Source organism: Blastococcus sp. TML/C7B, from assembly GCF_016612845.1.
GTDB lineage: Bacteria > Actinomycetota > Actinomycetes > Mycobacteriales > Geodermatophilaceae > Blastococcus.
Genome location: NZ_JAEOAA010000001.1, coordinates 2506014 through 2529995, shown reverse-complemented (window position 1 = coordinate 2529995; position 23982 = coordinate 2506014). Strand labels below are relative to the sequence as shown.

Genomic DNA, 23982 nt, shown 5'->3' with positions numbered 1-23982 from the left:
AGCAGGCATGGCAGTGCTGGACCGGGAGACCGTCGCCGGGCGGGTCGCCGGGTTCCCCCGGATCGCCGCGGACCGCCCCGAGCTCAAGCAGGCCGCCGTGGCGCTCTGCGTCACCGAGCAGGGCGGCGTCCCCACCCTGGTCATCACCCGCCGCGCGGCCGGCCTCCGCGCGCACGCCGGGCAGTGGGCGCTGCCCGGTGGCCGGCTGGACGCCGGCGAGGGCCCGGTCGAGGGCGCGCTGCGGGAGCTGCACGAGGAGATCGGGCTCGACCTTGGCCGGGAGGCGGTGCTCGGGCTGCTGGACGACTACGTGACGCGCTCGGGCTACGTGATGACGCCGGTCGTCTGCTGGGCCGGGCCGGTCGACGGGTTTGCCGGCTCGGAGCCCGAGGTGGCCGCGGTCTTCGAGGTGCCGCTGGCCGACCTGGACGTCGACCCGGTTGTTCGAGACCATCCCGGAGTCCGACGGTCCGGTCATCCGGCTGCCGCTGCTCGGCGGGTTCGTGCACGCCCCGACCGCCGCGGTGGTGCACCAGTTCTGCCGGATCGCCTGCCGCGGCGAGGTGGAGCGGGTGGCCGGTTACGAGCAGCCGGTCTTCGCCTGGCGCTAGCCGTCCGTGCGGGGTGCGCCCGGCGGCCGGTAGCCGACCGACTGCGCCCGGTCGAGGGCCTCCAGCGTCTGCTCGACGGTCAGCAGCACGGTCGTCTCGATGGCCGCCATCGCCCCGCCGCCGCCGATGGCGAGGGCCACCGCGGCCATGGCGACGTCGTCCGGGGCCTCCCACAGCGTGTAGCCGTCCCACTCGCCGAAGGCGTACCAGAAACCGTGCAGCGATCCGCCCACGGACTCGATGTAGACGGTGGCGGCCCGCCGGCGGTCCTCCGGCTCGGCGATGAGCATCGCCCACGTCTCCGGGGTGTAGCGGAAACGGGTCAGGTAGAGCGGCATGGTGGACCTCCCGGTCGCCCCCCGCGGCGCCGAGGCTAGGACGCGGGAGCGGGCGGGTCGAGAGCTCCGCACGCGGCGGCGCGGACTGCTTGACTGACCGGCATGGACCTGCCGCTGATGCCACCGGTCAAGCCCATGCTGGCGAAGGCGGCGACCGCGCTGCCCACCGGCGACGGCCTGTTCTACGAGCCCAAGTGGGACGGCTTCCGCTGCATCGTCTTCCGCGACGGCGACGAGGTGGAGCTGGGCAGTCGCAACGAGCGGCCGCTGACCCGCTACTTCCCCGAGGTGGTGGAGGCGGTCAAGGCGCACCTGCCCGAGCGCTGCGTGGTGGACGGCGAGATCGTGGTCCCGGCCGGCGACCGGCTGCACTTCGAGGCGCTGCTGCAGCGGATCCACCCGGCCGAGTCCCGAGTGCGGCTGCTGGCCGAGCAGACGCCGGCCTCCTTCGTCGCCTTCGACCTGCTTGCCCTGGGCGACGAGTCGCTGGTCGACCGGCCGTTCGCCGAGCGCCGGCAGCAGCTGCAGGCGGCGCTGGCGGGCACCGCGCCGCCGGTGTACCTCACCGGCATCACCGAGGACCCCGCCACCGCGCAGCGCTGGTTCGACACGTTCGAGGGCGCCGGCCTGGACGGCGTCGTCGCCAAGCGGGCCGACCTGCCCTACGGCCCCGACCAGCGGCTCATGACCAAGGTCAAGCACGTGCGCACCGCCGACTGCGTGGTCGCCGGGTTCCGCTGGCACAAGAGCGGGCCGATCGTCGGCTCGCTGCTGCTGGGCCTGTACGACGGGACCGGGCTGCAGCACATCGGCGTCGCCGCGTCCTTCCCGATGAAGCGACGGGCCGAGCTGGTCGAGGAGCTCGCGCCCTATCGGGCCGAGGCGCTGGACGGGCACCCGTGGCAGGACTGGGCCAACGCTCAGGTCCAGGAGGACGGGGAGAACCGCATGCCCGGAGCGGTCAGCCGGTGGAACGCGAAGAAGGACCTCTCCTGGGTGCCGCTGCGCCCCGAGCTCGTGGTCGAGATCAAGTACGACCAGCTCGAGGGCCGTCGGCTTCGTCACACCGGCCAGTTCCTGCGCTGGCGACCCGACCGCGACCCGCTCAGCTGCACGTACGACCAGCTCGACGTGCCGGTGCGGTACGACCTGGCCGAGGTGCTCGAGACGCCCTGACGGGTGGTTCGGGCCGCGCGGGGCGGTGCTCGTCTGCGGGGTCGCCGCGAGCCTCCTAGGCTCGTGATCATGCCTCTGCACCACGGCCGGCGAGCCGTCCTGCCCAGCCTGCTCGCCGCGCTGACCCTCCTGGCGGCCGGCTGCACCTCCGACGGCGGCAGCGACGAGGAGGCCACGACCTCCGCGAGCAGCGCCCCCGCCGAGCCCACGGCGGAGCCGATCGAGTGGACCGACTGCAACGACCTGCTGCAGCCGCTGCTCGCCGGCCGGCCCGGCAGCGAGCGCGGCATGACGTTCGAGTGCGGCCAGGTGACCGTCCCGATCAGCTACGACGAACCCGGCGGCGAGCGGCTGCCGCTGCGCCTCGTGCGGGGCGTGCACCCCCAGCAGACGGAGAAGATCGGCTCGCTGGTGGTCAACCCCGGCGGCCCGGGCGCCTCCGGCCTCGACGCCGCGCTCGGCCTGGCGCTCACCCTGCCCGAGGACGTGCTGCGCCGCTTCGACCTGGTCGGCTTCGACCCGCGCGGGGTCGCGTCGTCCTCGCCGGTCGAGTGCATCCCCGACGCCACCAAGGACCGGATCGTCGCCGCCGAGCCCCAGCCGACCAGCGCCGAGCAGCTCGACAGCGTCTTCGACCTGGCCCGCGAGGTGGCCGAGGGCTGCGCCGAGCGCTATGAGTCCCCCGCGGCGCTGGGCGCCTTCAACACCGTCGACACCGCCCGCGACATGGACCTGATCCGCCAGTCGCTCGGCGAGGAGCAGCTCACCTACCTGGGCTACTCGTACGGCACGACGCTGGGTTCCACCTACGCCGAGCTGTTCCCCGACCGGGTGCGGGCCTTCGTGCTCGACGCCGCCGTCGACCCCGACGCGGACCTGCGCGCCGCCGGTGAGGCCCGCGCGGCCGGGCTGGAGGCCGGGTTCGACGCGTTCGCGCAGAACTGCACCGGCCTCATCGCCGGCTGCCCGCTCGGCGCCGACCCGCGGGTGTTCGTCGACGAACTGATGCTGCAGGCCTCGCAGGCGCCCATCGCCAGCACCAAGGAGGGCGAGACCCGGCAGGCGACGCCGGGCGTCGTCCTCACCGCGATCCAGGCCGGGCTCTACGACACCCGCACCTGGCCGCAGCTCTCCCAGTCGCTGGCCGCCGCCCGCGCCGGCGACGCCGCCGGGCTGTTCTCCCTGGCCGACAGCTACTCCGGGCGGCTGCAGGACGGTCGCTACTCCAACCTGCTCGACGCCAACCTGGCGATCAACTGCGCGGACACCGAGGAGGAGGTCGACACCGACGAGGTGCGCGCACTGGCCGCCGAGTGGGACGCCGAGTACCCGCTGTTCGGCGCGAACGCCGCAGCCGGCCTGTACAACTGCACCCCGTGGGAGGCCGACCGCACCCCGCTGCCGACCGTCGACGCCGAGGGCAGCGCGCCGATCCTCGTCGTCGGCAACCAGGGCGACCCGGTGACCCCGCTGCCGGGTGCGGTGAACCTCGCCGAGGACCTCACCGCCGGCGTCCTGCTGACCTGGCAGGGCCAGGGGCACACCGCGTACCCGAAGAACCAGTGCGTCAACGACGCGGTGAACGCCTACCTCATCGACCTGGTAGTTCCGGTGGACGGCCTCACCTGCCCTGCGTGACACTCGCTGCCCGGCCGACGAGAGGACCCTCCCGCACATGGCGAGCAGCAAGGACGCGGTGATCCTCGACGTCGCCGGGCACGAGGTGCGGATCTCCAACCCGGAGAAGCCGTACTTCGGGGACAAGGGCATCCGGAAGATCGACGTCGTCGAGTACTTCCTCGCCGTCGGCGAGGGCATCCTGTTCGCGCTCAAGGACCGGCCGACGACGCTGGAGCGCTGGCCGGGCGGGGTGTTCGAGGGCGCCCGGCTCTCCACGCGGGTGGACAACACCGGCGACGCGTTCTACCAGAAGCGGGTGCCCAAGAACGCGCCCGAGTGGGTGCCGACGGCGCACATCACCTTCCCCAGCGGGCGCACCGCCGACGAGATCGCGCCGGACTCGCTCGCCGTCGTCGCGTGGTGCGCCAACCTCGGCACGCTCACCTTCCACCCGTGGCCGGTGGACAAGGCCGACGTCGAGCAGCCCGACCAGATCCGCATCGACCTCGACCCCCAGCCGGGCACCGACTTCTCCGACGCGGTGTGGGTCGCCCCGCACGTGCGCGAGCTGCTGCACGAGTTCGGCATGGAGGGCTGGCCCAAGACCTCCGGCGGGCGCGGCGTGCACATCTACGTGCCGATCCAGCCGCGCTGGACCTTCACCGACGTCCGGCGGGCGGTCATCGCCTTCGGCCGGGAGCTGGAACGGCGCCTCCCCGACCGCGTGACGATGTCGTGGTGGAAGGAGGAGCGCGGCGAGAAGATCTTCATCGACTACAACCAGATGGCCCGGGACCGCACGATCGCCTCGGCGTACTCGATCCGGCCCAAGCCGCACGCGCCGGTGTCGGCGCCCGTCGACTGGGACGAGCTGCCCGACGTGACGCCGTTCGACTTCGACGTCCTCACCATGCCCGCGCGCTTCGCGGCCGTCGGTGACAAGCACGCCGGCCTGGCCGACCACGCCTTCGGCATCGAGCCGCTGCTGGAGCTCGCCGAGCGCCAGGCCGCGGACGACGGCCTGGGCGACCTGCCCTATCCCCCCGACTACCCGAAGATGCCGGGCGAGCCGATGCGCGTGCAGCCCAGCCGGGCGAAGAAGCCGGCCGACGACTGACACCTGACCCCGGTGGACCAGACTGTGCGGGACGACGAGGGGTGCTGCCGACACGTGCGGCCGGAGGAGGCGTGGTGTCGGGCTGGCGGCTGCCCCGGTCGGTGCTGGTCCGCCTCCCCCTCCGGCTCAAGCGCGCGGTGCTGTTCCACGAGGCGCACGGCCGTCGACCGGGGCGGACGACGTTCACCGACAAGGTGAACTGGCGGGTGGTCCACGACCGCCGCCCGCTGATCGGCCGGCTGGGCGACAAGCTGGCGATGAAGGCGTACGCGTCCGCAACGTGCCCGGCGGTGCGGGTGCCGGCCGTGCTCTGGTCCGGCACGGACCTCGCCGACCTCGCCGGCGCGGAGCTGCCGGAGCAGTGGGTGCTGAAGCCGAACCACGGGTCGGGGCGGGTGCACGTCGCCACCGGCCGGCCCGACGTCGACGCGCTGCGCCGGATCACCGCGGGCTGGCTGGACGAGCCGCTGTTCCGGAAGCAGGGCGAGTGGGTGTACACGCAGGCCCGGCGGCTGCTGCTCGTCGAGGAGTTCCTCGGGTCCGACGCCCCGCCGGCCGACCACAAGTTCCTGGTCTTCGGCGGCCGGGTCGAGCTGGTGCACGTGGACACCGGCCGGTGGGGCGAGCACCGCCGCCGGCTGTACACCCGGGACTGGACGCCGGTGGACGTGACCGAGGACGTCGCGCCCGGCCCGGTGTCCCCTCCCCCGGCATCGCTGCCGCGGATGCTCGAGATCGCCGAGACGCTGGGCGCGGCGTTCGACTTCATCCGGGTCGACCTCTACGACCTCGACGGCGAGGTCTGGTTCAGCGAGCTCACCCCCTACCCCGGCGCCGGGCTGGCCCGCTTCGACCCGGACCTGGACCGGCGGCTCGGCGCGCTGTGGCAGCTGCCTCCCCGCCGGTCGGTCCGTGCCGGCGGGCAGCGCGGCCGCTGACCGGGGCGGGCACTCCTCGCGGGCGCGCTCTGCGCGCAGCGCCTGGAAGACCCGCTTGCGGAGCCGGTCCGCGTCCCGCTCGGGGAGGTCGCCGTAGCGCAGGGACAGCAGCCAGCGCAGGCCGGAGCGGCCGTGCCGGACGACCTCGCCGCGCAGGTGCACGACGACGTCCTCCTCGACGGTCACGCTCACCTGGATCGGCGTGCCGGGCTCTGGGGGCAGCCCCAACCGTCGACGAGGACGCGCATGCCCGCCTCGCTGAGGTCGACCGTCTCGCCGACCAGCTGACCGTCGGACCACGGCAGGTACACCGGCAGGGCCACCCGCCCGCGCACCGCCGCGCGCCGCTGGCCGCGCTCGGCGGGGCCGGTGGCCGCCAGGTGCCAGCGCGGTGCGCCGCCCGGTCCGTCACCGCCCGCCTCGGCACGGGCGATGCGCGCGGGCAGCATCCGCTCCCCGCCCGTGCCGGTCCAGTACAGCTCCACGGCGTCGCCGGGGGCGACCTCGGTCCTCCAGTCCGGCCGGACCGCGATCGCGAACTCGGTGGAGGCCTCGACCAGCGAGCCGCAGGTGGCGCCGCGTGCCACCAGGGTGACGTCGGCGCGGATGCCCTCCTGCGGGCGGAAGGTGGAGGGGTCGGGCGCGTCCGGGCGGTCGGTCACGGGGGGGGGGGGAGCCGCCGCGCCGGGACGGCGGAGCGCGGAGGGGACGCGACGAGCGAGGGCATCGGGAGCTCTTCCGTGGTCGGGGACGAGCCGGAGCGCCGGCCGGACCGCCCCCGCGTCGCAGAACGCCCGCACACGCTCACTCATCCGCGCCCGGCACGCAAGCACCTCGCGGGCACACGTCCGTCCCTCCTCGGGGTGACGGCGCCCTCCGCAGGTGCCTGTTCCGCGCGATCACGGGCAACGCTGGTCGCAGGCAGGACGCCGGGCACCCCGGCGGCGCACCGGCGGAGGAGGCGGGATGAAGCACGCGCTCGTGGCGTACGGCGTCGTCCTCACCCTCCTCCTGGCCGTGGCCCGGCGGTTCGAATCGGCGGGCTGGACCGGAGTGAGCGGGCTGGACGTCGCCGCCGGCCTGGTCGACGCGGTGCTCGTCCTCGCGGTGGCCGCCGCCGTCCTGCTGGCCGGTCGTCTCGCGCTCGAGGCGTGGGGGCGCTCGATGGTGCGGTGGCGCCGTGAGCAGGCCCTCGCCGAGGCCACCGCCCTCCCCGTCGCCGAGGTCGTCGGGGTCACCTCCTGGCGCCCCGGCACCCGTCGCTCCCCGGCTCCGGGTGAGGCGCAGACCGCCCCGGCCCCGCCCGTGGCGCCCGACCGGACAGCGCTCCCTGCCCCGGGTGCGCTGTCCGCGCAGACCGCGCCGGCGGGCTTCACCTACGTCGGGCCGTCCTACGCCCGCGGGGCCACGCCGGCACCGCCGCTGCCCGACCGCCGTGGCCGCCGGATCTGACCGGCGCGTTTTCCCAGGTCCCACAGCCCTGGTCGCACCGGTGCAGCAGCCGCTAGGCTTTCTCCGTCGGGAAGGCCCTGCGCTATGGCAGGACCCCGATGCACCACCTCAGCAAGGAGCGAGCAATGCCCGAAGGAACTGTCAAGTGGTTCAACGCCGAGAAGGGGTTCGGCTTCGCCACCCCCGACGGGCGGCGGACCTGATGTGTTCGTCCACTACTCCGCCATCCAGTCCAGCGGGTACCGCTCGCTCGATGAAGGCCAGCGGATCGCGTTCGACATCGAGCAGGGCCAGAAGGGCCCGCAGGCTGCGAACGTCACCCCGCTCTGATCACCTGATCAGCACGCAGCGCCCCCGTCCGGTTCTCCGGGCGGGGGCGCTGCCGTTCGCAGGGGTCCTGCGCGGACCTAGCGGGCGCGGGGCACGTACCCGCCGATCAGCGACTGCATGAGCAGCGCTCCCGCCTCCTCGCCGACCGCAGCGGCGGCGTCGGCGAACGCCCCCCATCGCTGCCGCTCGACGTCGGTCGGCGCGTTCGCCGCCCGCGCCGCGAGCTGCTCGAGCAGCCGGTCCCACTCCCCCTGCGGGGTCGGCCAGAGCCCGGCAAGCCGCCGCGCCTCGGCCGAGATCGCGGTGATCCGCACGATCTCCCCGGCGTGGTTCGTGAGCGGCTCGATGTAGCCCCCCGCCGCCAGCGCCTTGGCGGCCACGACGACGTCGGCCTTGGGCAAGCCGCTCGCGGGGACGACGGCGCCGAGCAGGTAGGGCGACCCGCCGTGCTCCGGGGCGTCCACCAGGCGGGCGATCGCCCGCAGCACGGGCAGGTCGCGGGTGAACCAGGTGTCGGGCAGGGGCCGGTCGGGCGGCGAGGACGGCGGGGTCACCCCGCCAGTCTCCCCGCTGCCGTGCACACGGCGGTGCCCCGCCCCGGGGTCACGAGGGCGGGGCACCGTCCGCGTCACCGCGGGAGGGTCAGCTCGGGCCGGACCGCCAGGATCACGCCGAGCGCGGTGTAGCCGACCAGCAGGTGGCCGGCGCTGACGAAGGCGCTCGCCTCGTCGCCCACGAGGGCCATCGCCGGGATCATGAACAGCAGCCACGTCTCGGCGACAGCCGGCCAGACCCGCGCCGGCCCCCGCCACCGGCCGGCGATCGCGATGCGGATGCCGATCGCCGCCATGCCGAGCATCGACAACGGCCAGAAGGCGTCCAGCGCCAGCCAGAAGGCGTCCTCCGACACGTCGGGCGCCACCATCCACTGGATCGAGGACACGATCGCCAGGCCCAGCAGCACGTGCTCGGCGTGCAGCAGCCGCCGGGCCAGCCGCCCGGTGCCGGTGGCCCGCGTGCGCAGCTGGACGCTGACCAGCGCCACCAGGCCGAGCTGGAACAGCAGCGAGCTCGCCTTGTAGTAGAGCGGGTACTCGCCGGCCGGGTCGACGTCGTAGGTGAGCATCGACCCGACCGCCCAGGCGGCCGCGCCGGCGGCCATCGCCAGGCCGCCGAGCCGGATCGGCCGCAGCGGGTCGGTCACCGGCCCCGCGGACACGGCGGCGGTGTCGGTCCGGGCGGGCGCCGGGCTGGTGTTGACGGACATCGATCGGTCCTCCGAGCAGCAGGGGCGGTGCCCCTGCGGCACCGCTGGGAGAACCGTCGCGGGCCGGCGTCCCGGGCAGCCAGTGACCCGGCGGCCCGGATCCGGCCCGTCCGTGTCCCGCCCGATCCGGGACACCGCGCCCCTGTCCGCCGGGACGCCGAACCCGGCATGATCCGCGCGTGGAGGTCCGGACACCCGCCGACGACGCCCCGCCCGTGGCACCTCCGCCGCCGTCGGACGCCGGGCCGGAGCCCAGGTTCGCCGTGCTGGGTTGGACGACGGCGGCCGTCACGCTCGCGGCCGTCGCCGGGAGCGCGGCTCTGGACCTCGCCACCCCGCACGCCGCCCGGGAGGCGGTCGACTCCGGAGCCGGCTGGGAGATCGGGTTGTCCGGGCTGCTCCTCGCCGTTCCCGGCGCGCTGCTGGTGAGCCGCGCGCCACGCAACGCCGTCTCCTGGGTGGTCGCCGCCGCCGCGCTGTTCTGGGCGCTCGACGGGCTGGCCTCGTCCTGGCTCACCTACGCGGTGCAGTCCGACCCGGCACTGCCCGGCGCCTCCCTGGCGTTCTGGTTCGTTCAGCGGTTCGGCGCCTGGCTGCTGCTGGGCCTGCCCCTGCTGCTCCTGCTCTACCCCGACGGTCGGCTGCCCGCCGGGCGGTGGCGCGCGGTCGCGCTGCTCGCGCTCGGCTGCACCGCGCTGCTCCCCGTCCTGGTGGTGACCACGCCGGCCGACGTCCTGGACCGGCGGGCCGGCACGGAGATGCCCGAGGCCTTCCTCGGCCTGCATCTCGACCCGACCAGCGTGCCGCTGCCGGAGGCGGTGGTCCTGCCGCTGCTGCACCTTGCCTTCCCGCTCGGCGCGGTCGGCATCCTGCTGCCGCTCGCGGTCGTCGTGCACCGGCTGCGGGCCGCCACCGGCGAGGACCGGCGGCGGATGCGCTGGCTGCTCTGGGCCGGCGTCGTCGACGCGATGGTGATGCTGGGCGCGCTGCTCTTCCCGTCGACGCGGATCAGCGTCGACCTGGCGGTCGCCGTCGGCCTCACCGGGCTGGCCGTCACCGTCGGCCTCCTCCGGCCGCGGGCGGTCGACATCGACCGGCTGCTGGGCGGCACGCTCGTCTACGGCGGGCTCGCGGCCGGCGTCGTCGTCCTCGACCTCCTCGTGCTCGGCTCGGCCGGCGTGCTCGTCGGCGACCGCGGCCGGCGCGACGCGGTGCTCCTGACGCTGCTGCTGCTCGCCGTCGGCTACGTGCCGCTGCGCGCCGCGCTGTGGCGCCTCGTGCGGCGGTGGGTCCTGGGCGAGCGCGAGGACCCCTACCGCGTGGTCTCCGGCCTGGCCGAGCGGCTCGAGCGCAGCGACGACGCCGACCAGCAGCTCATGGCCGTCGCGGCGGCGGTCGCCGAGGCGTTCCGGTCGCCCTACGTCGGGGTCGAGGTCTCCTCCGCCGACGGCGAGCGGGTGCTGGCCGAGCACGGCGAGCGGCCGGCCGCGGTCCGCGCGCTGCCGATCGCCTATCGCGGGGAGCCGGTCGGCCGGCTGCTGCTCCCCCGGCACGGCGTCCGCGCCTCCCTGCTCACCCGGGACGAGCGGCTGCTCGCCGACGTCGTGCGGCAGGCGGCCGCCGCCGCCCGCGCCGGCTCCCTGGCCGCGCAGCTCCAGGCCGGCCGCGAGCAGCTGGTCGCCGCCCGCGAGGAGGAGCGGCGCCGGCTGCGCCGCGATCTGCACGACGGGCTCGGGCCCACCCTCGGCGCGGTGGTGCTGCGCATCGACACCGCCCGCAACCTGGCCGCCGACCGGCCCGAGGAGGCCGACGCCGTCCTGCGGCGGGTCAGGGACGACGTCGCCGCGGCGCTGGCCGACGTCCGCCGGCTCGTGCACGACCTGCGCCCGCCCGCGCTGGACGACCTCGGGCTGACCGGAGCGGTGCGCCAGCAGGCCGAGGGGGTGCTGCCGCCCGCCGTGGCGGTGACCGTGACCGCGAGCGGCACCGCGCAGCTGCCCGCGGCCGTGGAGGTCGCCGCCTACCGGATCGCCTCGGAGGCGCTGGCCAACGCGGGGCGGCACGCGGGGGCCTCGCGGGTCGCCGTGACGCTGGAGCGGGCGGACGGCGCGCTCGTCGTCTCGGTGGTGGACGACGGGATCGGCATCCCGCCGGACGCGCCCGCGGGGGTGGGTCTGGTGTCCCTGCGCGAGCGGGCCGCCGAGCTCGGGGGCAGCTGCACGGTCGAGTGCCCGCCCGACGGGGGCACGGTGGTGCGGGCGGTGCTGCCCGTGGGAGGGGACGGCGATCGGCATGGCTGAACCGGACGAGGGCCCGCTGCGGGTGCTGGTCGTGGACGACCACCCCGTCTACCGGGACGGCCTGGCGATGCTGCTCGGCTCGGTGCCCGGCCTGGCCGTCGTCGGCACCGCTGCCGACGGCGCCGAGGCGGTGCGGCTGGCCCGCGAGGAGCAGCCGGACGTCGTCGTCATGGACGTGCAGATGCCGGGCACGGACGGGATCGCGGCGACGCGGGCGATCACCTCGGAGTCGCCGTCGACCGGCGTGGTGGTGCTGACCATGAGCGAGGACGACGGGACCGTCTTCTCCGCCGTCCGCGCCGGGGCCCGCGGTTACCTGCTCAAGGGGGCCGACCAGGAGGAGGTGGTGCGGGCGATCACCACGGTCGCGAGCGGCGGCGCGGTGTTCGGTGCGGCGCTGGCCCGCCGGATCGCGGAGTTCTTCACCGCCGGGCCGTCCGGTCCGCAGACCGCCTTCCCGCAGCTCACCGCGCGGGAGAGGGAGGTGCTCGACCTGGTCGCCGCCGGCCGCTCCAACGCCCAGATCGCCGCCGCCCTGTACCTGTCGCCGAAGACGGTCCGCAACAACGTGTCGAACGTGCTGGCCAAGCTGCAGGTCACCGACCGGGCGCAGGCGATCGTCCGCGCCCGCGACGCCGGGCTCGGGCGCTGAGCGGCGCCGGGAATGGCGGTCCGGCGCCGCCCGTTCGTCCGGGTATGACGACCTCCTCCCAGCAGCCCCAGGTGCAGAAGACCGACGAGGAGTGGCGCGCGCAGCTGACGCCGGAGGAGTACGCGGTGCTCCGCCAGGCCGGCACCGAGCGCGCCTGGACCGGTGAGTACGTCGACACCAAGACCGTCGGCGTCTACGAGTGCCGCGCCTGCGGCGCCGAGCTGTTCCGGTCCGAGACCAAGTTCGACTCGCACTGCGGCTGGCCCTCGTTCTACGAGGCCTCCAGCGAGGACAACGTGGTCCTCCGCGAGGACCGCAGCTACGGGATGATCCGCACCGAGGTGCTGTGCAAGAGCTGCCACAGCCACCTGGGTCACCTCTTCGACGACGCCCCGCAGACGCCCACCGGCGACCGCTACTGCATCAACAGCGTGAGCATCCGCCTGCAGCCCGCGGAGTAACCCGCACCCGCATGCGCCTGAGGGTGGTCTCCCGACGTCGGGAGACCACCCTCATGCGTATCCGGGGAGCTGCTCCTCCGCGGTGGAGCGGGGTCAGGCGAGGTCGCGGACGAGCTCGGCGATCGGCTTGCGGACGCCGGTGTAGAACGGGATCTCCTCGCGCACGTGCCGGCGGGCGCGGCTGGCCCGCAGGTCGCGCATGAGGTCGACGATGCGGTGCAGCTCGTCGGCCTCGAAGGCGAGCATCCACTCGTAGTCGCCCAGGCCGAACGAGGCGACGGTGTTCGCCCGCACGTCCGGGTAGGGCCGGGCCTGCATGCCGTGCTCCTTGAGCATGTCGCGCCGCTCCTCGTCCGGGAGCAGGTACCACTCGTAGGAGCGCACGAACGGGTAGACGCACACGTAGCGGCGCGGCTCCTCGTCGGCGAGGAACGCCGGGATGTGGCTGCGGTTGAACTCCGCCGGGCGGTGCAGCGCCATCTGCGACCAGACCGGGTCGAGGTGGCGGCCCAGCTCCGTGCGGCGCAACCGGGTGTAGGCCTCCTGCAGCGCCTCGGGGGTGCCGGCGTGCCACCACACCATGACGTCGGCGTCGGCCCGCAGGCCCGCGACGTCGTAGGTCCCGCGGACGACGACGTCCTTGCCGGCCAGCTCGTCGATCAGCGCGGCCGCCTCGTCCGCGGCCGAGGAGCGCGCCTCGTCGGCCAGCGGCCGGGCCAGCCGGAACACCGACCACATCGTGTAGCGGATGCTGGCGTTGAGCTCGTTCGCCCGCTTGCCGATGCTGCGTTCCTCGGTCTGCTCGGTCATGCGCCCATCATCCCCCGCGCCGGGCAGCCGCCGGCGACGAGGTGGGTGGGGCGGCTCACCGGAGGGCGGGCCGGCCCGCGAGCAGGTGGGCATGCGCCCGGCGGCAGTCGTCGCAGGCGGCCAGCCAGAACGAGTGGCGCAGGCAGCGGGGTGCACGCGGGCGGGGTGCGGTCGGGCGGTCCGGGTGCTCCGGGTCGTGGGTGGTGCTCACGTCAACTGGGAACGCACCACCGTCCGCGCGGCATCCCCCCCGGGGGCCGTGGCGCGCACCACGGCCCCCGCGGGCGATCAGCGGGCCAGCGGCACCAGCCAGGCGTCGATCTCGATCCGCACGACCCGGCCCACCAGCAGCCGGGGCGCCCGGATCCCCACGGCCGTGCGGTCCAGCGTCGCCGCGGCCCGGACCAGCGTGCCGCCCTCCCCCGGCTCGGCGACGCCGGCCACCGCGAGCGGCGTCGCCGTCCCGCGCACCGTCAGCCGGCCTTCCGCGAGCCAGGAGCCGTCGGCGCTGCGGGTGAAGCGCTCGCAGCTCCAGACCATCACCGGTTGCCGGTCCACCGAGAGGAACCGCGCGCGGCGCAGGTCGGCGTCCCGGCGGGTGATGCCGGTGTCCAGGCCGGCGAGCTCGAACTCCGCCCGCGCCCGCACCGGGGCGCCGCCGGCGTCCACGTGCACCTCCCCCCGGCTCACCGGGATCGAGCCCCGCACCGGGATCCCGACGTTGCGCACGGTGAAGCGCACCTGCGTGCGGCTGTCCGAGACCCGGTACGCCCGGATCGCCGTCCGCGGGGCCGCGGTCACGACCGGACCCCCGTGGCCAGCCGCGCGTGCAGCACCCGGTCGACGTCGACCCGCTCGGGGTCGGTGAGCGCAGCGCCGGGTCCTCCCACGGCAGCAGGTCGGTGGCGAACACGGCCCGCCGCATGTCCTCCAGGACCGGCAGGCCGGTGACCAGCGTGACGACGACGAGGGCGTCGTCGGCGCCGCGCAGCACGTAGGTGACGACGACGCCGCTGACGGTCCGCATCGCCGGATCGATGCGCTCGCGGCCGGCCCGCACGTGCGCGTCGGTGCGGGCCGCGTTCCCGCCGGGGAACCACAGCACCTGGGCGAACTCCGGCGCCGAGCCGGCCGCCGAGCCCGCGACGCGCTCGAGCAGCTCGTAGCTGCCGGAGCCCACCAGGAAGCCGGGGTCCGGCACGCGGACCGCGGCGGCGTCCGCCGGCGTCCGCCACAGCACGAGCAGCGCGCCGTCCGCGCCGTCCAGCCTGCCGAGCACGCAGGCGTCCTCCTGCCCGTCGCCGCTGATCCCGGCGAGCAGACCGCGCGCCCAGGTCCCGGCGTCCTCGTCCGGCCACCGCCGGAACCGGTGGAGAGTGGCGTTCACGGATCCTCCTCCTGCCGAGCGGACCGCCGACCGGTCCGGCACGGGTCGACCCTCCGCCCGCGGCCGGGCACGGGCATCCGTGCTGCCACTGACCTCCGGTACGCAATTCCGGTACGCAGACCCGGCGGGCGGTGGGATGCTCCCGGCATGGCGGACGCCGGGCCTCCCCCGGGCGCGCACCGGGGTCCCTTCGTCGGCCGGGACGTCGAGCTGGCCCGCCTCCGCGGTGCCGTCGACGGCGCCTGGGCCGGCGCGGGCGGCCTCGTGCTGGTCACCGGCCCGGCGGGTATCGGGAAGACCCGGACGGTCGAGGAGGCGCTGGACGGGGTGCCCGTCCCGGTCGTCTGGGGGCGCTGCGTCGACGACCCCGGCGCCCCGCCGCTGTGGCCGTGGCGGCGGGTCCTGCGGGCCCGGCCGGAGGTGGCGACGGCGGTCGGCGACGCCCTCGCCGCCGTCGACCGGCACCCCGAGGCCGCCGACCCGGAGGCCGCCCGGTTCCGGTTCGTGTCGGCCGCGACCGAGGCGCTGGTCGCCGCGGCCGGACCCGGCGGCCTCGTCGTCGTCCTCGAGGACCTGCACTGGGCCGATCCCACCTCGTTGCGCCTGCTGGTCCACCTGGCGGCCGAGCTGCACCGGTCGCACCTGCTCGTCCTCGGCAGCTACCGCGAACCGGCCGGCCCGCACGGGTCGCCGCTGCGCGAGGCGCTGCCGGAGCTGCTCCGCTGGCCCGGCACCGACGTGCTCGAGCTCACCCCGCTCGCGGAGGACGACGTCCGCCGGTACCTCACGGCGGTCGGTCCGGCCGTCCCCGCACCGGGGACCGTCCACGTCGTGCACCGGCGCTCGGGCGGCAACCCGCTCTACCTGCGCGCGCTCGCGTCGGCCGGCGGCACGCCCGACGACGCGCCGGCCTCCGCCGCGCTGCGCTCCGCGGTCCGGGCGGCGCTGGCGGCCCTGCCCGGGGAGACGGTCGGGCTGTTGACCGTGGCGGCGGTGCTGGGCGAGGAGGTGCGCCCGGGGTTGCTGGCCGCCGTCGCCGAGCGGCCGGAGGACGAGGTGCACCGGGCCCTGGACGACGCCGTGCACGCCGGCGTCCTGACGACCGTGCCCGGCAGCCCGGGACGCCGTCGCTTCGTGCACGCCGTCGTCCGCGACGGGATCTACGCCGACCTCGCCCCCAGCGACCGGGAGGCCCTGCACCGACGGGTGGCCGAGGCGTGGGAGGCGACCGTCGGTGTGGACGACACGAGCGCCGGCGTCGTCGCCGGGCACTGGCTCCGGGCCTCGGCCGATACCGACGCACTCGCCCGCGCGGCGGCGTGGGCGCGCCGGGCATCCGCCGCCGCGACGCGGTCGCTGGCGTTCGAGGAGGCGGCCACCTTCCTGCGCACGGCGCTCGACGCCGCGGAACGGGCGGGTTGGGACGGCGCGGATCGGGCCGCCCTGCTCGTCGAGGTCGCCGGCACCGAGTTCCGCGCCGGGCGCTTCGCGGAGGGCCTCGCGCACGCCGTCACCGCCTCCGAGACCGCGGACGGGCCGGACCGTGCGGACCTGCTGGTGGCCGCGGCGCTGGCCGTCCACGACGTCGCGGCGCCCGGCTTCCCGCCCGCGGCGATCGCCCTCTGCGAGCGCGCCCTCGCCGAGCCCGAGGTGGCCGCCTCCCCCGCCGTGCGCGCCCGGCTGCTCGCGCAGATGGCCTCCTCCCACGCGGACGCCGGCCGGCTCGGCACCTCCTCGCAGCTGGCCGCGACCGCGCTGGAGCTGGCCGAGGGCGCGGGCGACCCGGAGGCCGTCCTCGACGCCGTCCGTGCCCGGATGAAGGTGAGCGTCGACGCGCTGCCCCCGGAGGAACGCCTGCGCCTGGGCCTGCTGGCGATCGAGCACGCCGCCGCGACCCGTCAGCCCCTGGTCGAGCTGTGGGGCGCGAAGTGGCGGATCGACGCGGCGCTGGAGACCGGGGATCTGGCCACGACCGAGGAGGAGCTGGCCCGCATCTCCGCGCTCGCCCGGCGGACCGGGCTGCCGCTGGTGCGCTGGCACGACCTCCGGCTGCGCGCGTCGGTGGCCGCGCTCGTCGGCCGGTTCCCCGAGGCACTGGCGCTCAACGAGCAGGCCCGCGACCTGGGCGCCCGGGAACTGGCGCAGGACATGTCCACCGCCGGCATGTCCGGGGCGTTCCTGCTGCAGCACGCGCTGATCACCGGGGACCCGGAGTTCTGGGACGACGACGCCCTCCAGCTGCTCGACCTCGCCGGCGACATCCCCATCGTCCTGGTGACCCGGGCGCTGGTGGCGTTCCTGCGCGGCGACCGGGACGACGCGCAGGTCCGGTACGAGGAGCTGCGCCGGCGCCTGGCGGAGCCGGACTTCGCCGCGTCCAGCGGGGTGCCGACCAGCCTGGTCCCCCTGGTCGAGGCCTTCGAGGACCCGGCGACCGCCGAGGTGCTGGCCGGCCTCATCGCCGCGCACCCCCTGGCGGCCGGCGGCGCCGGCGTGTACGGCTGCGGCGCCACGGCCGGGCTGCTGGGGCGGCTGGCCGTCGTCCGCGGCGCCCTGGACGAGGCGGTGGCGCACCTCGGAACTGCCCTCGACGTCGACACCGGGACCGGTGCGCGGCCGGCGCTCGTCCACGACCGGACCGGCCTGGCCGGCGCGCTGCTGCGCCGGGCGCGGCCGGGCGATCTGCCCCGGGCCGGGGCGCTCGCGCGGGCGGCCCGGCAGGAGGCCCTCCGCCTCGGGATGCCCGGGCCGGCGCGGACCGCGGCGCAGCTGGCCGACGCGGCCGGCGCCGCCGGGCGGGCGGCCGATCCCCTGACCGTCCGCGAGCGGGAGATCGCCGGCCTGGTCGCCGCGGCGCTCACCAACCGGCAGATCGCCGAGCAGCTGGTGCTCTCCGAGCGCACGGTGGAGAGCCACGTGCGCAACATCCTGACCAAGCTGGGTGCGGCCAACCGCACCGAGATCGCGGTGCTGACCTCGGCCCGGGGCTAGCCCGGCAGCGCCCGGGCCCGTCAGCCCAGCAGCGCGCCGACCGCCCGCCGGGCGTCGCGGATGCAGGCGGGCACGCCCACCCCGTCGAACGCCGCGCCGGCCACCTCGAGCCCGGGCACCCCGGCGACGGCCGCGCGCACCGCCGCGACCCGGCCCGGGTGGCCGACGAGGTACTGCGGCAGCCCGCCGCCCCAGCGGACCAGCTCGGTCTGCAGCGGCTCGGGACGGGACAGCCGGAGCAGGTCGGCGACGTCGGCGACCACGGCGGCCACCAGCTCGTCGTCGTCCCGCTGGAGGTCGCTCTCGGCGCGGAACCGGCCGACCGAGGAGCGGACCAGCAGCGCTTCGCCGCCCAGGTGCGGCCACTTCGCCGAGGACACCGTGACGCCCTTGACCAGCCGGCCGGTCACCGGCGGCACGAGCAGCCCCGACCCGGCGGCGAGCTCCTGGGCGGGGAAGGCCATGGCGACGACGGCCATCGACGCGTACGGGATGCCGAGCAGCGGCTCGACCGCGCCCGGCACGACGTCCCGGAGCAGCCGGGCCGCCTTGCCCGCCGGCGCGGTCACGATCACCGAGTCGGCCCCGGGCAGCTCGGGCTCGGCGGCCGAGCCGATCGACAGCTCGAAGCCGGTCGCCGTCCGGCGCAGGCCGTGGGCCGGGGTGCGCAGCCGCACCTCGGCCCCGGACGCCGCGACCAGGGCGGCGGGCAGCGCGCCGATGCCGTCGGCGACGGTGACGAACACCGGGCCGTCGGCGTCGCCGCGGCTCCGGATGCCGGCGTCGCGGGCCGCGGCCGCGGCACCGAGCACCGAGCCGGCGCGGGGCAGGTGCGCGGCCAGGGCCGGCATCGTGGCCTGCAGCGACAACTCGTCGGCGCGGCCGGCGTAGACCCCGCCCAGCAGCGGCTCGACCAGCCGGTCGACCACCTCGTCGCCGAGCCGCTCGCGCAGCAGCGCCCCGACGGCGACGTCGCCGTCCAGCCGGACCGGCTGGGAGGTCGGCCTCCGCGCGGACGCGCGCGACGCCGTCGGCGGACAGGAAGCCCTCCAGCCCCTCGGCCGAGGCGGGGACGCCGAGCACCGTTCCCGGCGGCAGCGGGTGCCGGCCGTCGGGCAGCACCACCGAGGCCTGCGTGGTGGCCGGCGCGACCAGCCGGTCGCCGAGGCCCAGCGCCTCGACCAGCTCCACGGCGTCGGGCACCCGCGCGAGCATCGCCTCGGGGCCGGTGTCGTACCACTGCCCGGCCAGCTCGACGCGGTGCAGCTTGCCGCCGATCCGGTCCCCGGCCTCGAGCACGACGATCTCGTCGTCGGGCCGGCGCCGACGCCACTCAAAGGCGGCGGTGAGACCGGTGATCCCGGCGCCGACGACGACCAGGCGGCGGCGCGTCATCGGGCCGTGAGCTCGTGGACCAGCTCGGTCACGTGCGTGAGCACGCCGGGGTCGGTGTCGGGCAGCACGCCGTGGCCGAGGTTGAAGACGTGCCCGCGCTGCGGCCCGGCCCTGCTCGACGACGCGGCGCACCTCGCGGTCGACGGTGGCGCGGTCGGCCAGCAGCACCGCGGGGTCCAGGTTGCCCTGCAGCGAGCGGTGCGGGCCGACCCGGCGGGCCGCCTCGTCCAGCGGGATCCGCCAGTCGACGCCGACCACGTCGGCACCGGCGTCGCCGATCAGCGGCAGCAGCTCGCCGGTGCCCACGCCGAAGTGGATGCGCGGGACGTCCCGGTCGCCGAGCGCGTCGAACACCGACCGCGAGAAGGGCAGCACCCGCTCGGCGTAGTCGGCGGCCGAGAGGACACCGGCCCACGAGTCGAACAGCTGCACCGCGACCGCTCCGGCGTCGACCTGCGCCCGCAGGAAGATCGCCGCGGAGACCGCCAGCTTGTCCAGCAGCCGGCTCCACGCCTCGGGCTCGGCGTACATGAACGCCTTGGTGCGGGCGTGCTCCTTGGAGGGGCCGCCCTCGATGAGGTAGGTGGCGAGGGTGAACGGCGCCCCGGCGAACCCGATCAGCGGGGTCGGCCCGAGCTCGGCGACCAGCTGGCGCACCGCCGTCTGCAGGAAGCCCAGCGCCTCGGGCTCGAGGCCCGGCAGCGCGTCGACGTCGGCGACCGAGCGGACCGGGTCCGCGATGACCGGGCCGATGCCCGCCTTGATCTCCAGGTCCACACCGGCGACCAGCAGCGGCAGCACGATGTCGGAGAAGAGGATCGCCGCGTCGACGCCGTGCCGGCGGACCGGCTGCAGCGTGATCTCGGTGACCATGTCCGGGTCCTGGCAGGCCTCGAGCATGGCGGTGCCGGCGCGCAGGCTCCGGTACTCGGGCAGGGACCGCCCGGCCTGGCGCATGAACCACACCGGGGTGCGGCTGACCGGCAGCCCTCGGGCGGCGCGGACGAGGTCGGAGTCGGCCGGCGACGTCGACGGGACCGGGGCGGGTACGGAGGTCACGGGGGTCGAGTCTCCCAGACCCGGTGCGGACGTGTTCCCGGCGCGTCGCGGGCGAGTCGGGTGCCGCTGCGGCGCGTCGGGCGCGATGTGCTAGCCGGCGACCTACCCTGCGCTCGTGGAGCCGCCCATCCTGGCCGATGCCGGGAACCGAGGCAAGGACGCGCGCGCAGACGACGTGCCCGCCGCGTTCCGCGCCGCGCTGGAGGCGCTGGCGGGAGTGCGTGCCCGTCCGGAGATCGTCCTCGAGCAGATCCCGGCCCCCCAGCGGCTGGCGCCCTTCGCGCACGCCATCGGCGCCTCGGTGAGCGAGCGCGACGGCGACGAGGACGTCGAGATCGCCAGCGCGCGGTTCATCGTGCTGCACGATCCCGAGGGCCACGAGACCTGGAACGGCACCACGCGCTGCGTCGGCTACCTCTCCGCGGAGACCGACGAGGAGCTCGTGGACGACACGATGTTCTCCGAGGTGGCCTGGAGCTGGCTGACCGACGCGCTGGCCGAGTCGGGCGCCGCGCACGCCACCGTCGGGGGCACCGTCACCCGCACCGCCTCGACCCGCTTCGGCGAGCTCGCCGGACCGGAGCACACCGTCGACGTCGAGATGCGTGCCTCCTGGACCGCCGGGGACACCGCGCTCGACAAGCACCTCACCGCCTGGCTCCAGGTCCTGGCCAACGCGGCCGGCCTGCCGCCACCCGGAGTCCGCCTGCTGGGACCGGGCGGGGAGAGTCGCTGACCGGTCCGCCGGCGCGACTCTCTAACATCGGTAGCGGCACTCGGGCGTCCGCCCGGGCCCGACCGACGAGTTCCGGCGAGAAGGTGGACGGCAACTGAGCACCGAGCCCACTCCCCGGCCGGCGACGGACGACGGCGCGGAGGAGTCCACCGCCGTCCCGCTGCTCGCCCCGCGCGACGGCCTGCCGCCGGTCATCGAGAACTCCACCCAGCTGGTCGAGTACGCCCAGGCACTGCGCGAGGGCACCGGCCCGGTGGCCGTCGACGCCGAGCGGGCCTCCGGCTACCGGTACGGCCAGCGCGCCTACCTGGTCCAGCTGCGCCGCAACGGCTCCGGCAGCGGCCTGGTCGACCCCGTCCCCCTGCCGGATCTCTCCTTGCTGCAGGACGCGATCGGCGACGCCGAGTGGGTGCTCCACGCCGCCAACCAGGACCTGCCCTGCCTCGCCGAGATCGGCCTGGCCCCGCGCCGGCTGTTCGACACCGAGCTGGCCGCCCGCCTCGCCGGCCTGCCCCGCGTGGGCCTGGGCGCCGTCGTCGAATCGCTGCTGGGCTTCTCGCTGCAGAAGGGGCACTCGGCGGCGGACTGGAGCACCCGGCCGCTGCCCGAGGAGTGGCTGGTCTACGCCGCCCTCGACGTCGAGGTGCTGGTCGACCTGCGCGACGCCCTCGCCGCGATCCTCGAGGAGCAGGGCAAGACCGAGTGGGCGCGCCAGGAGTTCGAGGCGATCCTGGCCACCGGCCCGCCGGCACCCAAGGCCGACCCGTGGCGGCGCACCTCGGGCGTGCACGGGCTGCGCAGCCGCCGGCAGCTGGGCATGCTGCGCGCGCTCTGGGAGGCCCGCGACGAGCTCGCCCGCCGCCGGGACGTCGCCCCCGGCCGGGTGCTGCCGGACTCCGCGATGGTCGCCGCGGTGCAGGCCGACCCGAAGAACGAGGGCGCGCTGCTGGAGCTGCCGGTGTTCCGCGGCCGGGCCAACCGCCGGCTGGTCGCGCACTGGTTCTCCGCCCTGGCCCGCGGCAAGGCGCTGCCCGAGGACGAGCTGCCGCCGCACACCCGCACCGGCGACGGCCCGCCGCCGGTGAACCGCTGGGCCGACCGCGACCCGGCGGCCGCGACGCGGCTGCAGGCGGCCCGCGCCGGGCTGGCCGAGCTGTCGGAGAAGCACGCGGTCCCCGTGGAGAACGTGGTCTCCCCCGACCTGGTCCGCCGGCTCATGTGGCACCCGCCGGCGCCCCGCGAGCGCGACGCCGTCGTCGAGGCGCTCCGGGCCGGCGGCGCCCGGCAGTGGCAGATCGAGCTCACCGCCGACCTGCTGACCGAGGCCGCCACCCGCGCCTGACGCCCTGCGCTGGGATCAGGTGACCTGATCCCAGCGCGTCCTCCCCCACGGTGCACCGCGAGGGAGGACGCGCTGCGGTGAGGGAGGACGCGCTGCGGTGAGGGAGGCCGCCGTGCTCGCCCGGCGACGCTGCCGCAGCACGGCGCGCCCGAGGTCCTGCCGCGAGGGTCCGCAGCGACGAGAGCCGCCGCATGTCAGCCGGTGCCGTCCTCGGGACGGCCGGTCGGTTCGGACACGCCGGGCCTCTCGTCGCGCTGGTTGCGGATGCGACAGCGCCGGGGCACCCCGAGGGGTGCCCCGGCGGACGTCATGCGGCTACTCGATCCCGAGCTCGTCGCAGGCGGCGGCGAACTCACCGGTGCACAGCTCGTCGGCGGTCACGAAGTCGTCGTCCACGACGGCTTTGACGTTGTCCCGGAAGATCGAGATCCCCGTCAGCAGGACCGAGGGCACCTCGCGGTCGCCCTCCGGGTCCGTGACGGTGCCCGACGTCTCGGCCTCGTCGCCGTTGATCAGGTCGGCGGCGAGCTCGGCCAGCGCGTTGGCCTCGTCGCGGATCGGCTTGTAGACCGTCATGCACTGGTCGCCGGCGAGGATGTTCTGCAGCCCCTCGGCCGTGGCGTCCTGACCGGTGACGTTGTTGGCGCCGGCGGCGTTGTTCCGACCCAGGATCTGGATCACCGAGTTGGCCAGGCCGTCGTTGGCGGCCAGGACGCCCTGGATGTTGCTCCCGTTCTGCGTGTACATCTGCTCGAAGATCGTCGCAGCCTCCTGGTTGTCCCAGTCGGGCACGGCCTGCTCCGCCACCTGCGTGTACTGCGTCATCGGGTCGAGCACCTCGTGGGCGCCGCCCGAGAACAGCGTGGCGTTGTTGTCGTCCGGCGACCCGTTGAGGAAGGCGATGTTGCCCTGCGTGACGCCCTTGTCCTCGAGGCACTTCGCCAGCCCCTGCCCCTGCAGGCGGCCGACCTCCTCGTTGTCGAAGGAGACGTAGTACGCCGCGGATCCGCCGAGCGTGAGCCGGTCGTAGTCGATCGTCTGGACGCCCTCGGCCTCCGCCGACTCCTGGATCTGCGCGCCGGAGGCCGAGTCCAGGTTCACGATCGCCAGGACCGTGGCGCCCTCGGTGATCATCTGCTCGGCGATGGTGGCCTGCCGCTGGGCGTCGCCCTCGGCGTTCTGGATGTCGTACTCGATGCCGGCCTCCTCGAAGGCCGCCTCGAGGTAGGGGCGGTCGAAGTTCTCCCAGCGGACGGAGGACTCGGTGTCGGGGAGGATGACGCCGACCTTGCCCGCGGAGTCACCCCCGCCGCCGCCACCACCGCCGCCGCTGTCGCCGCCGTCGTCATCCGATCCGCAGGCCGCCAGGCCCAGGAGGAGGGTGGCGGCGATCGCCGTCGTGAGGGTGCTCCGGCGCGCCATGAGGTGGACCCGCCTTTAGTTGGGGTTGCAGCCAAATTCCCGCGGCTCACATTTTGCGGTGCCGGGAGTGTGACCGCAACCACACAGTGCACGCGATGCGCGATCGTGACCCGCGCCCGCCTGGGCAGTGCTGCCCCTGGTCCAGGACGACCCCACGGTGGCGTGGCCGCCCGGCGGCGCCGACGGCGCGATCCGCTCCGCGCGTGCTCCGGCCGCGCCTCGCTCCCTGCGTCCTCCCTCACGGCAGAGCGTCCTCCCTCGTGGTGCACGGTGAGGGAGGACGCTCGACGATCAGGTTCCCTGATCGTGGCGGGGGACGGTGGGCGCTGTCGCGCCGGGCGGTCAGCGGAACTTGCGGGTGAGGCTGTCCATCGACCGGTTCACCGACGCGACCTTGATGTGCGAGAGCCCACCGGTCGCGCCGGCGGCGAGCATCGCCTCGTGCGCCGCCCGCAGGGTCGCCCACACCTCGTCGGCCTCGCCCTCGAGCGTGGTGCCCAGCGCGCCGACCTCGTGCCGCAGCCCGGAGGCCTGGATCACCCCGCGACGGCGGCCTCGACGTGCGCGTGCGGGTCATC

The 23982-nt window shown here is 75.7% G+C and carries 22 protein-coding genes and 4 pseudogenes; 14 read left to right on the top strand and 12 right to left on the bottom strand.

The window, feature by feature from the left end:
- Positions 1 to 7: 7 nt before the first annotated feature.
- A pseudogene (locus JKP76_RS20990) lies at positions 8 to 370 on the top strand (NUDIX hydrolase); the annotation flags it as partial.
- Between the two features lie 70 nt (positions 371 to 440).
- Entirely contained in the window at positions 441 to 611 is a 171-nt protein-coding gene (locus JKP76_RS20985; protein ID WP_242471280.1) for a hypothetical protein, read from the top strand.
- On the opposite strand, the gene JKP76_RS12255 is transcribed toward JKP76_RS20985, so the two are convergent.
- On the bottom strand, positions 608 to 949 hold the full coding sequence (locus tag JKP76_RS12255; RefSeq protein ID WP_200491067.1) for a GYD domain-containing protein: 342 nt from the start codon (positions 947 to 949) through the stop codon (positions 608 to 610). The genes JKP76_RS20985 and JKP76_RS12255 overlap by 4 nt on opposite strands.
- A 102-nt stretch (positions 950 to 1051) precedes the next feature.
- Between JKP76_RS12255 and JKP76_RS12250 the strand changes: the two genes are divergently transcribed.
- The 4 genes from JKP76_RS12250 (at position 1052) to JKP76_RS12235 (ending at position 5800) form a co-directional block, all read left to right on the top strand.
- Positions 1052 to 2125 (top strand): ATP-dependent DNA ligase, encoded by a 1074-nt coding sequence (locus JKP76_RS12250; protein WP_200491066.1) that lies wholly within the window; start codon positions 1052 to 1054, stop codon positions 2123 to 2125.
- Positions 2126 to 2194: 69 nt separating this feature from the next.
- A complete protein-coding gene (locus tag JKP76_RS12245; protein ID WP_200491065.1) occupies positions 2195 to 3763 on the top strand; it encodes an alpha/beta hydrolase in 1569 nt (522 codons plus the stop codon).
- 37 nt (positions 3764 to 3800) lie between these two features.
- On the top strand, positions 3801 to 4862 hold the full coding sequence (locus JKP76_RS12240) for a DNA polymerase domain-containing protein (RefSeq protein ID WP_200491064.1): 1062 nt from the start codon (positions 3801 to 3803) through the stop codon (positions 4860 to 4862).
- A 74-nt stretch (positions 4863 to 4936) separates the two neighbouring features.
- Entirely contained in the window at positions 4937 to 5800 is an 864-nt protein-coding gene (locus JKP76_RS12235) for an ATP-grasp fold amidoligase family protein (protein WP_200491063.1), read from the top strand.
- Between the two features lie 188 nt (positions 5801 to 5988).
- On the opposite strand, the gene JKP76_RS12230 is transcribed toward JKP76_RS12235, so the two are convergent.
- Complete coding sequence (locus JKP76_RS12230) at positions 5989 to 6462, bottom strand: PilZ domain-containing protein (RefSeq protein WP_200491062.1); 474 nt, start codon at positions 6460 to 6462, stop codon at positions 5989 to 5991.
- Between the two features lie 304 nt (positions 6463 to 6766).
- Here JKP76_RS12230 and JKP76_RS12225 point away from each other — a divergent pair, with 304 nt between their 5' ends.
- Positions 6767 to 7252, top strand: coding sequence for a hypothetical protein (locus tag JKP76_RS12225; RefSeq protein ID WP_200491061.1), 486 nt, complete (start codon positions 6767 to 6769; stop codon positions 7250 to 7252).
- A gap of 125 nt (positions 7253 to 7377) precedes the next feature.
- Positions 7378 to 7582: pseudogene (locus JKP76_RS12220) on the top strand (cold-shock protein).
- A 77-nt stretch (positions 7583 to 7659) separates the two neighbouring features.
- Here the strand turns inward: JKP76_RS12220 and JKP76_RS12215 are convergent.
- Both JKP76_RS12215 and JKP76_RS12210 read right to left on the bottom strand, forming a co-directional pair.
- Positions 7660 to 8136: a hypothetical protein gene (locus JKP76_RS12215; protein WP_200491060.1), complete on the bottom strand. Its 477-nt coding sequence runs from the start codon at positions 8134 to 8136 to the stop codon at positions 7660 to 7662.
- A 74-nt stretch (positions 8137 to 8210) separates the two neighbouring features.
- The gene (locus JKP76_RS12210; RefSeq protein ID WP_200491059.1) at positions 8211 to 8849 is read right to left on the bottom strand and encodes a hypothetical protein; all 639 of its coding nucleotides are present in this window, start codon (positions 8847 to 8849) and stop codon (positions 8211 to 8213) included.
- A gap of 179 nt (positions 8850 to 9028) precedes the next feature.
- Here JKP76_RS12210 and JKP76_RS23485 point away from each other — a divergent pair, with 179 nt between their 5' ends.
- Genes JKP76_RS23485 through msrB form a run of 3 tightly spaced genes read left to right on the top strand, consistent with a single transcriptional unit; the run spans position 9029 to position 12262 of the window.
- A complete protein-coding gene (locus JKP76_RS23485; protein WP_200491058.1) occupies positions 9029 to 11149 on the top strand; it encodes a sensor histidine kinase in 2121 nt (706 codons plus the stop codon).
- Positions 11142 to 11801 (top strand): response regulator transcription factor, encoded by a 660-nt coding sequence (locus tag JKP76_RS12200; protein WP_200491057.1) that lies wholly within the window; start codon positions 11142 to 11144, stop codon positions 11799 to 11801. Before JKP76_RS23485 ends, JKP76_RS12200 begins: the two co-directional genes overlap by 8 nt.
- A 44-nt stretch (positions 11802 to 11845) precedes the next feature.
- Entirely contained in the window at positions 11846 to 12262 is a 417-nt protein-coding gene (gene msrB, locus JKP76_RS12195) for a peptide-methionine (R)-S-oxide reductase MsrB (protein WP_200491056.1), read from the top strand.
- Between the two features lie 93 nt (positions 12263 to 12355).
- Here msrB and hemQ read toward each other — a convergent pair whose 3' ends face one another.
- The 3 genes from hemQ to JKP76_RS12180 form a co-directional block, all read right to left on the bottom strand.
- Positions 12356 to 13072, bottom strand: a complete 717-nt coding sequence (hemQ, locus tag JKP76_RS12190) for a hydrogen peroxide-dependent heme synthase (protein WP_200491055.1) — start codon at positions 13070 to 13072, stop codon at positions 12356 to 12358.
- Positions 13073 to 13127: 55 nt separating this feature from the next.
- A complete protein-coding gene (locus JKP76_RS12185) occupies positions 13128 to 13283 on the bottom strand; it encodes a hypothetical protein (RefSeq protein ID WP_200491054.1) in 156 nt (51 codons plus the stop codon).
- Between the two features lie 77 nt (positions 13284 to 13360).
- The gene (locus JKP76_RS12180; RefSeq protein ID WP_200491053.1) at positions 13361 to 13873 is read right to left on the bottom strand and encodes a YceI family protein; all 513 of its coding nucleotides are present in this window, start codon (positions 13871 to 13873) and stop codon (positions 13361 to 13363) included.
- Positions 13874 to 14606: 733 nt separating this feature from the next.
- Between JKP76_RS12180 and JKP76_RS12175 the strand changes: the two genes are divergently transcribed.
- On the top strand, positions 14607 to 17450 hold the full coding sequence (locus JKP76_RS12175) for an AAA family ATPase (RefSeq protein ID WP_200491052.1): 2844 nt from the start codon (positions 14607 to 14609) through the stop codon (positions 17448 to 17450).
- A gap of 20 nt (positions 17451 to 17470) precedes the next feature.
- Here JKP76_RS12175 and hemG read toward each other — a convergent pair whose 3' ends face one another.
- The 3 genes and pseudogenes from hemG to hemE form a co-directional block, all read right to left on the bottom strand.
- Positions 17471 to 18379: a protoporphyrinogen oxidase gene (hemG, locus tag JKP76_RS22495; protein ID WP_309232932.1), complete on the bottom strand. Its 909-nt coding sequence runs from the start codon at positions 18377 to 18379 to the stop codon at positions 17471 to 17473.
- 337 nt (positions 18380 to 18716) lie between these two features.
- A pseudogene (locus JKP76_RS24050) lies at positions 18717 to 18845 on the bottom strand (FAD-dependent oxidoreductase); the annotation flags it as partial.
- Positions 18842 to 19904 (bottom strand): annotated as a pseudogene (gene hemE / locus JKP76_RS22490) (uroporphyrinogen decarboxylase). The pseudogenes hemE and JKP76_RS24050, both read right to left, overlap by 4 nt.
- A gap of 115 nt (positions 19905 to 20019) precedes the next feature.
- Between hemE and JKP76_RS12160 the strand changes: the two are divergent.
- Entirely contained in the window at positions 20020 to 20640 is a 621-nt protein-coding gene (locus tag JKP76_RS12160) for a DUF3000 domain-containing protein (RefSeq protein ID WP_200491051.1), read from the top strand.
- 94 nt (positions 20641 to 20734) lie between these two features.
- On the top strand, positions 20735 to 21982 hold the full coding sequence (locus JKP76_RS12155; RefSeq protein WP_200491410.1) for a ribonuclease D: 1248 nt from the start codon (positions 20735 to 20737) through the stop codon (positions 21980 to 21982).
- A 315-nt stretch (positions 21983 to 22297) separates the two neighbouring features.
- On the opposite strand, the gene JKP76_RS12150 is transcribed toward JKP76_RS12155, so the two are convergent.
- Both JKP76_RS12150 and JKP76_RS20970 read right to left on the bottom strand, forming a co-directional pair.
- On the bottom strand, positions 22298 to 23404 hold the full coding sequence (locus JKP76_RS12150) for a sugar ABC transporter substrate-binding protein (protein ID WP_200491050.1): 1107 nt from the start codon (positions 23402 to 23404) through the stop codon (positions 22298 to 22300).
- A gap of 342 nt (positions 23405 to 23746) precedes the next feature.
- Positions 23747 to 23944: a thiamine-binding protein gene (locus JKP76_RS20970; protein WP_309232931.1), complete on the bottom strand. Its 198-nt coding sequence runs from the start codon at positions 23942 to 23944 to the stop codon at positions 23747 to 23749.
- Positions 23945 to 23982 lie beyond the last annotated feature (38 nt).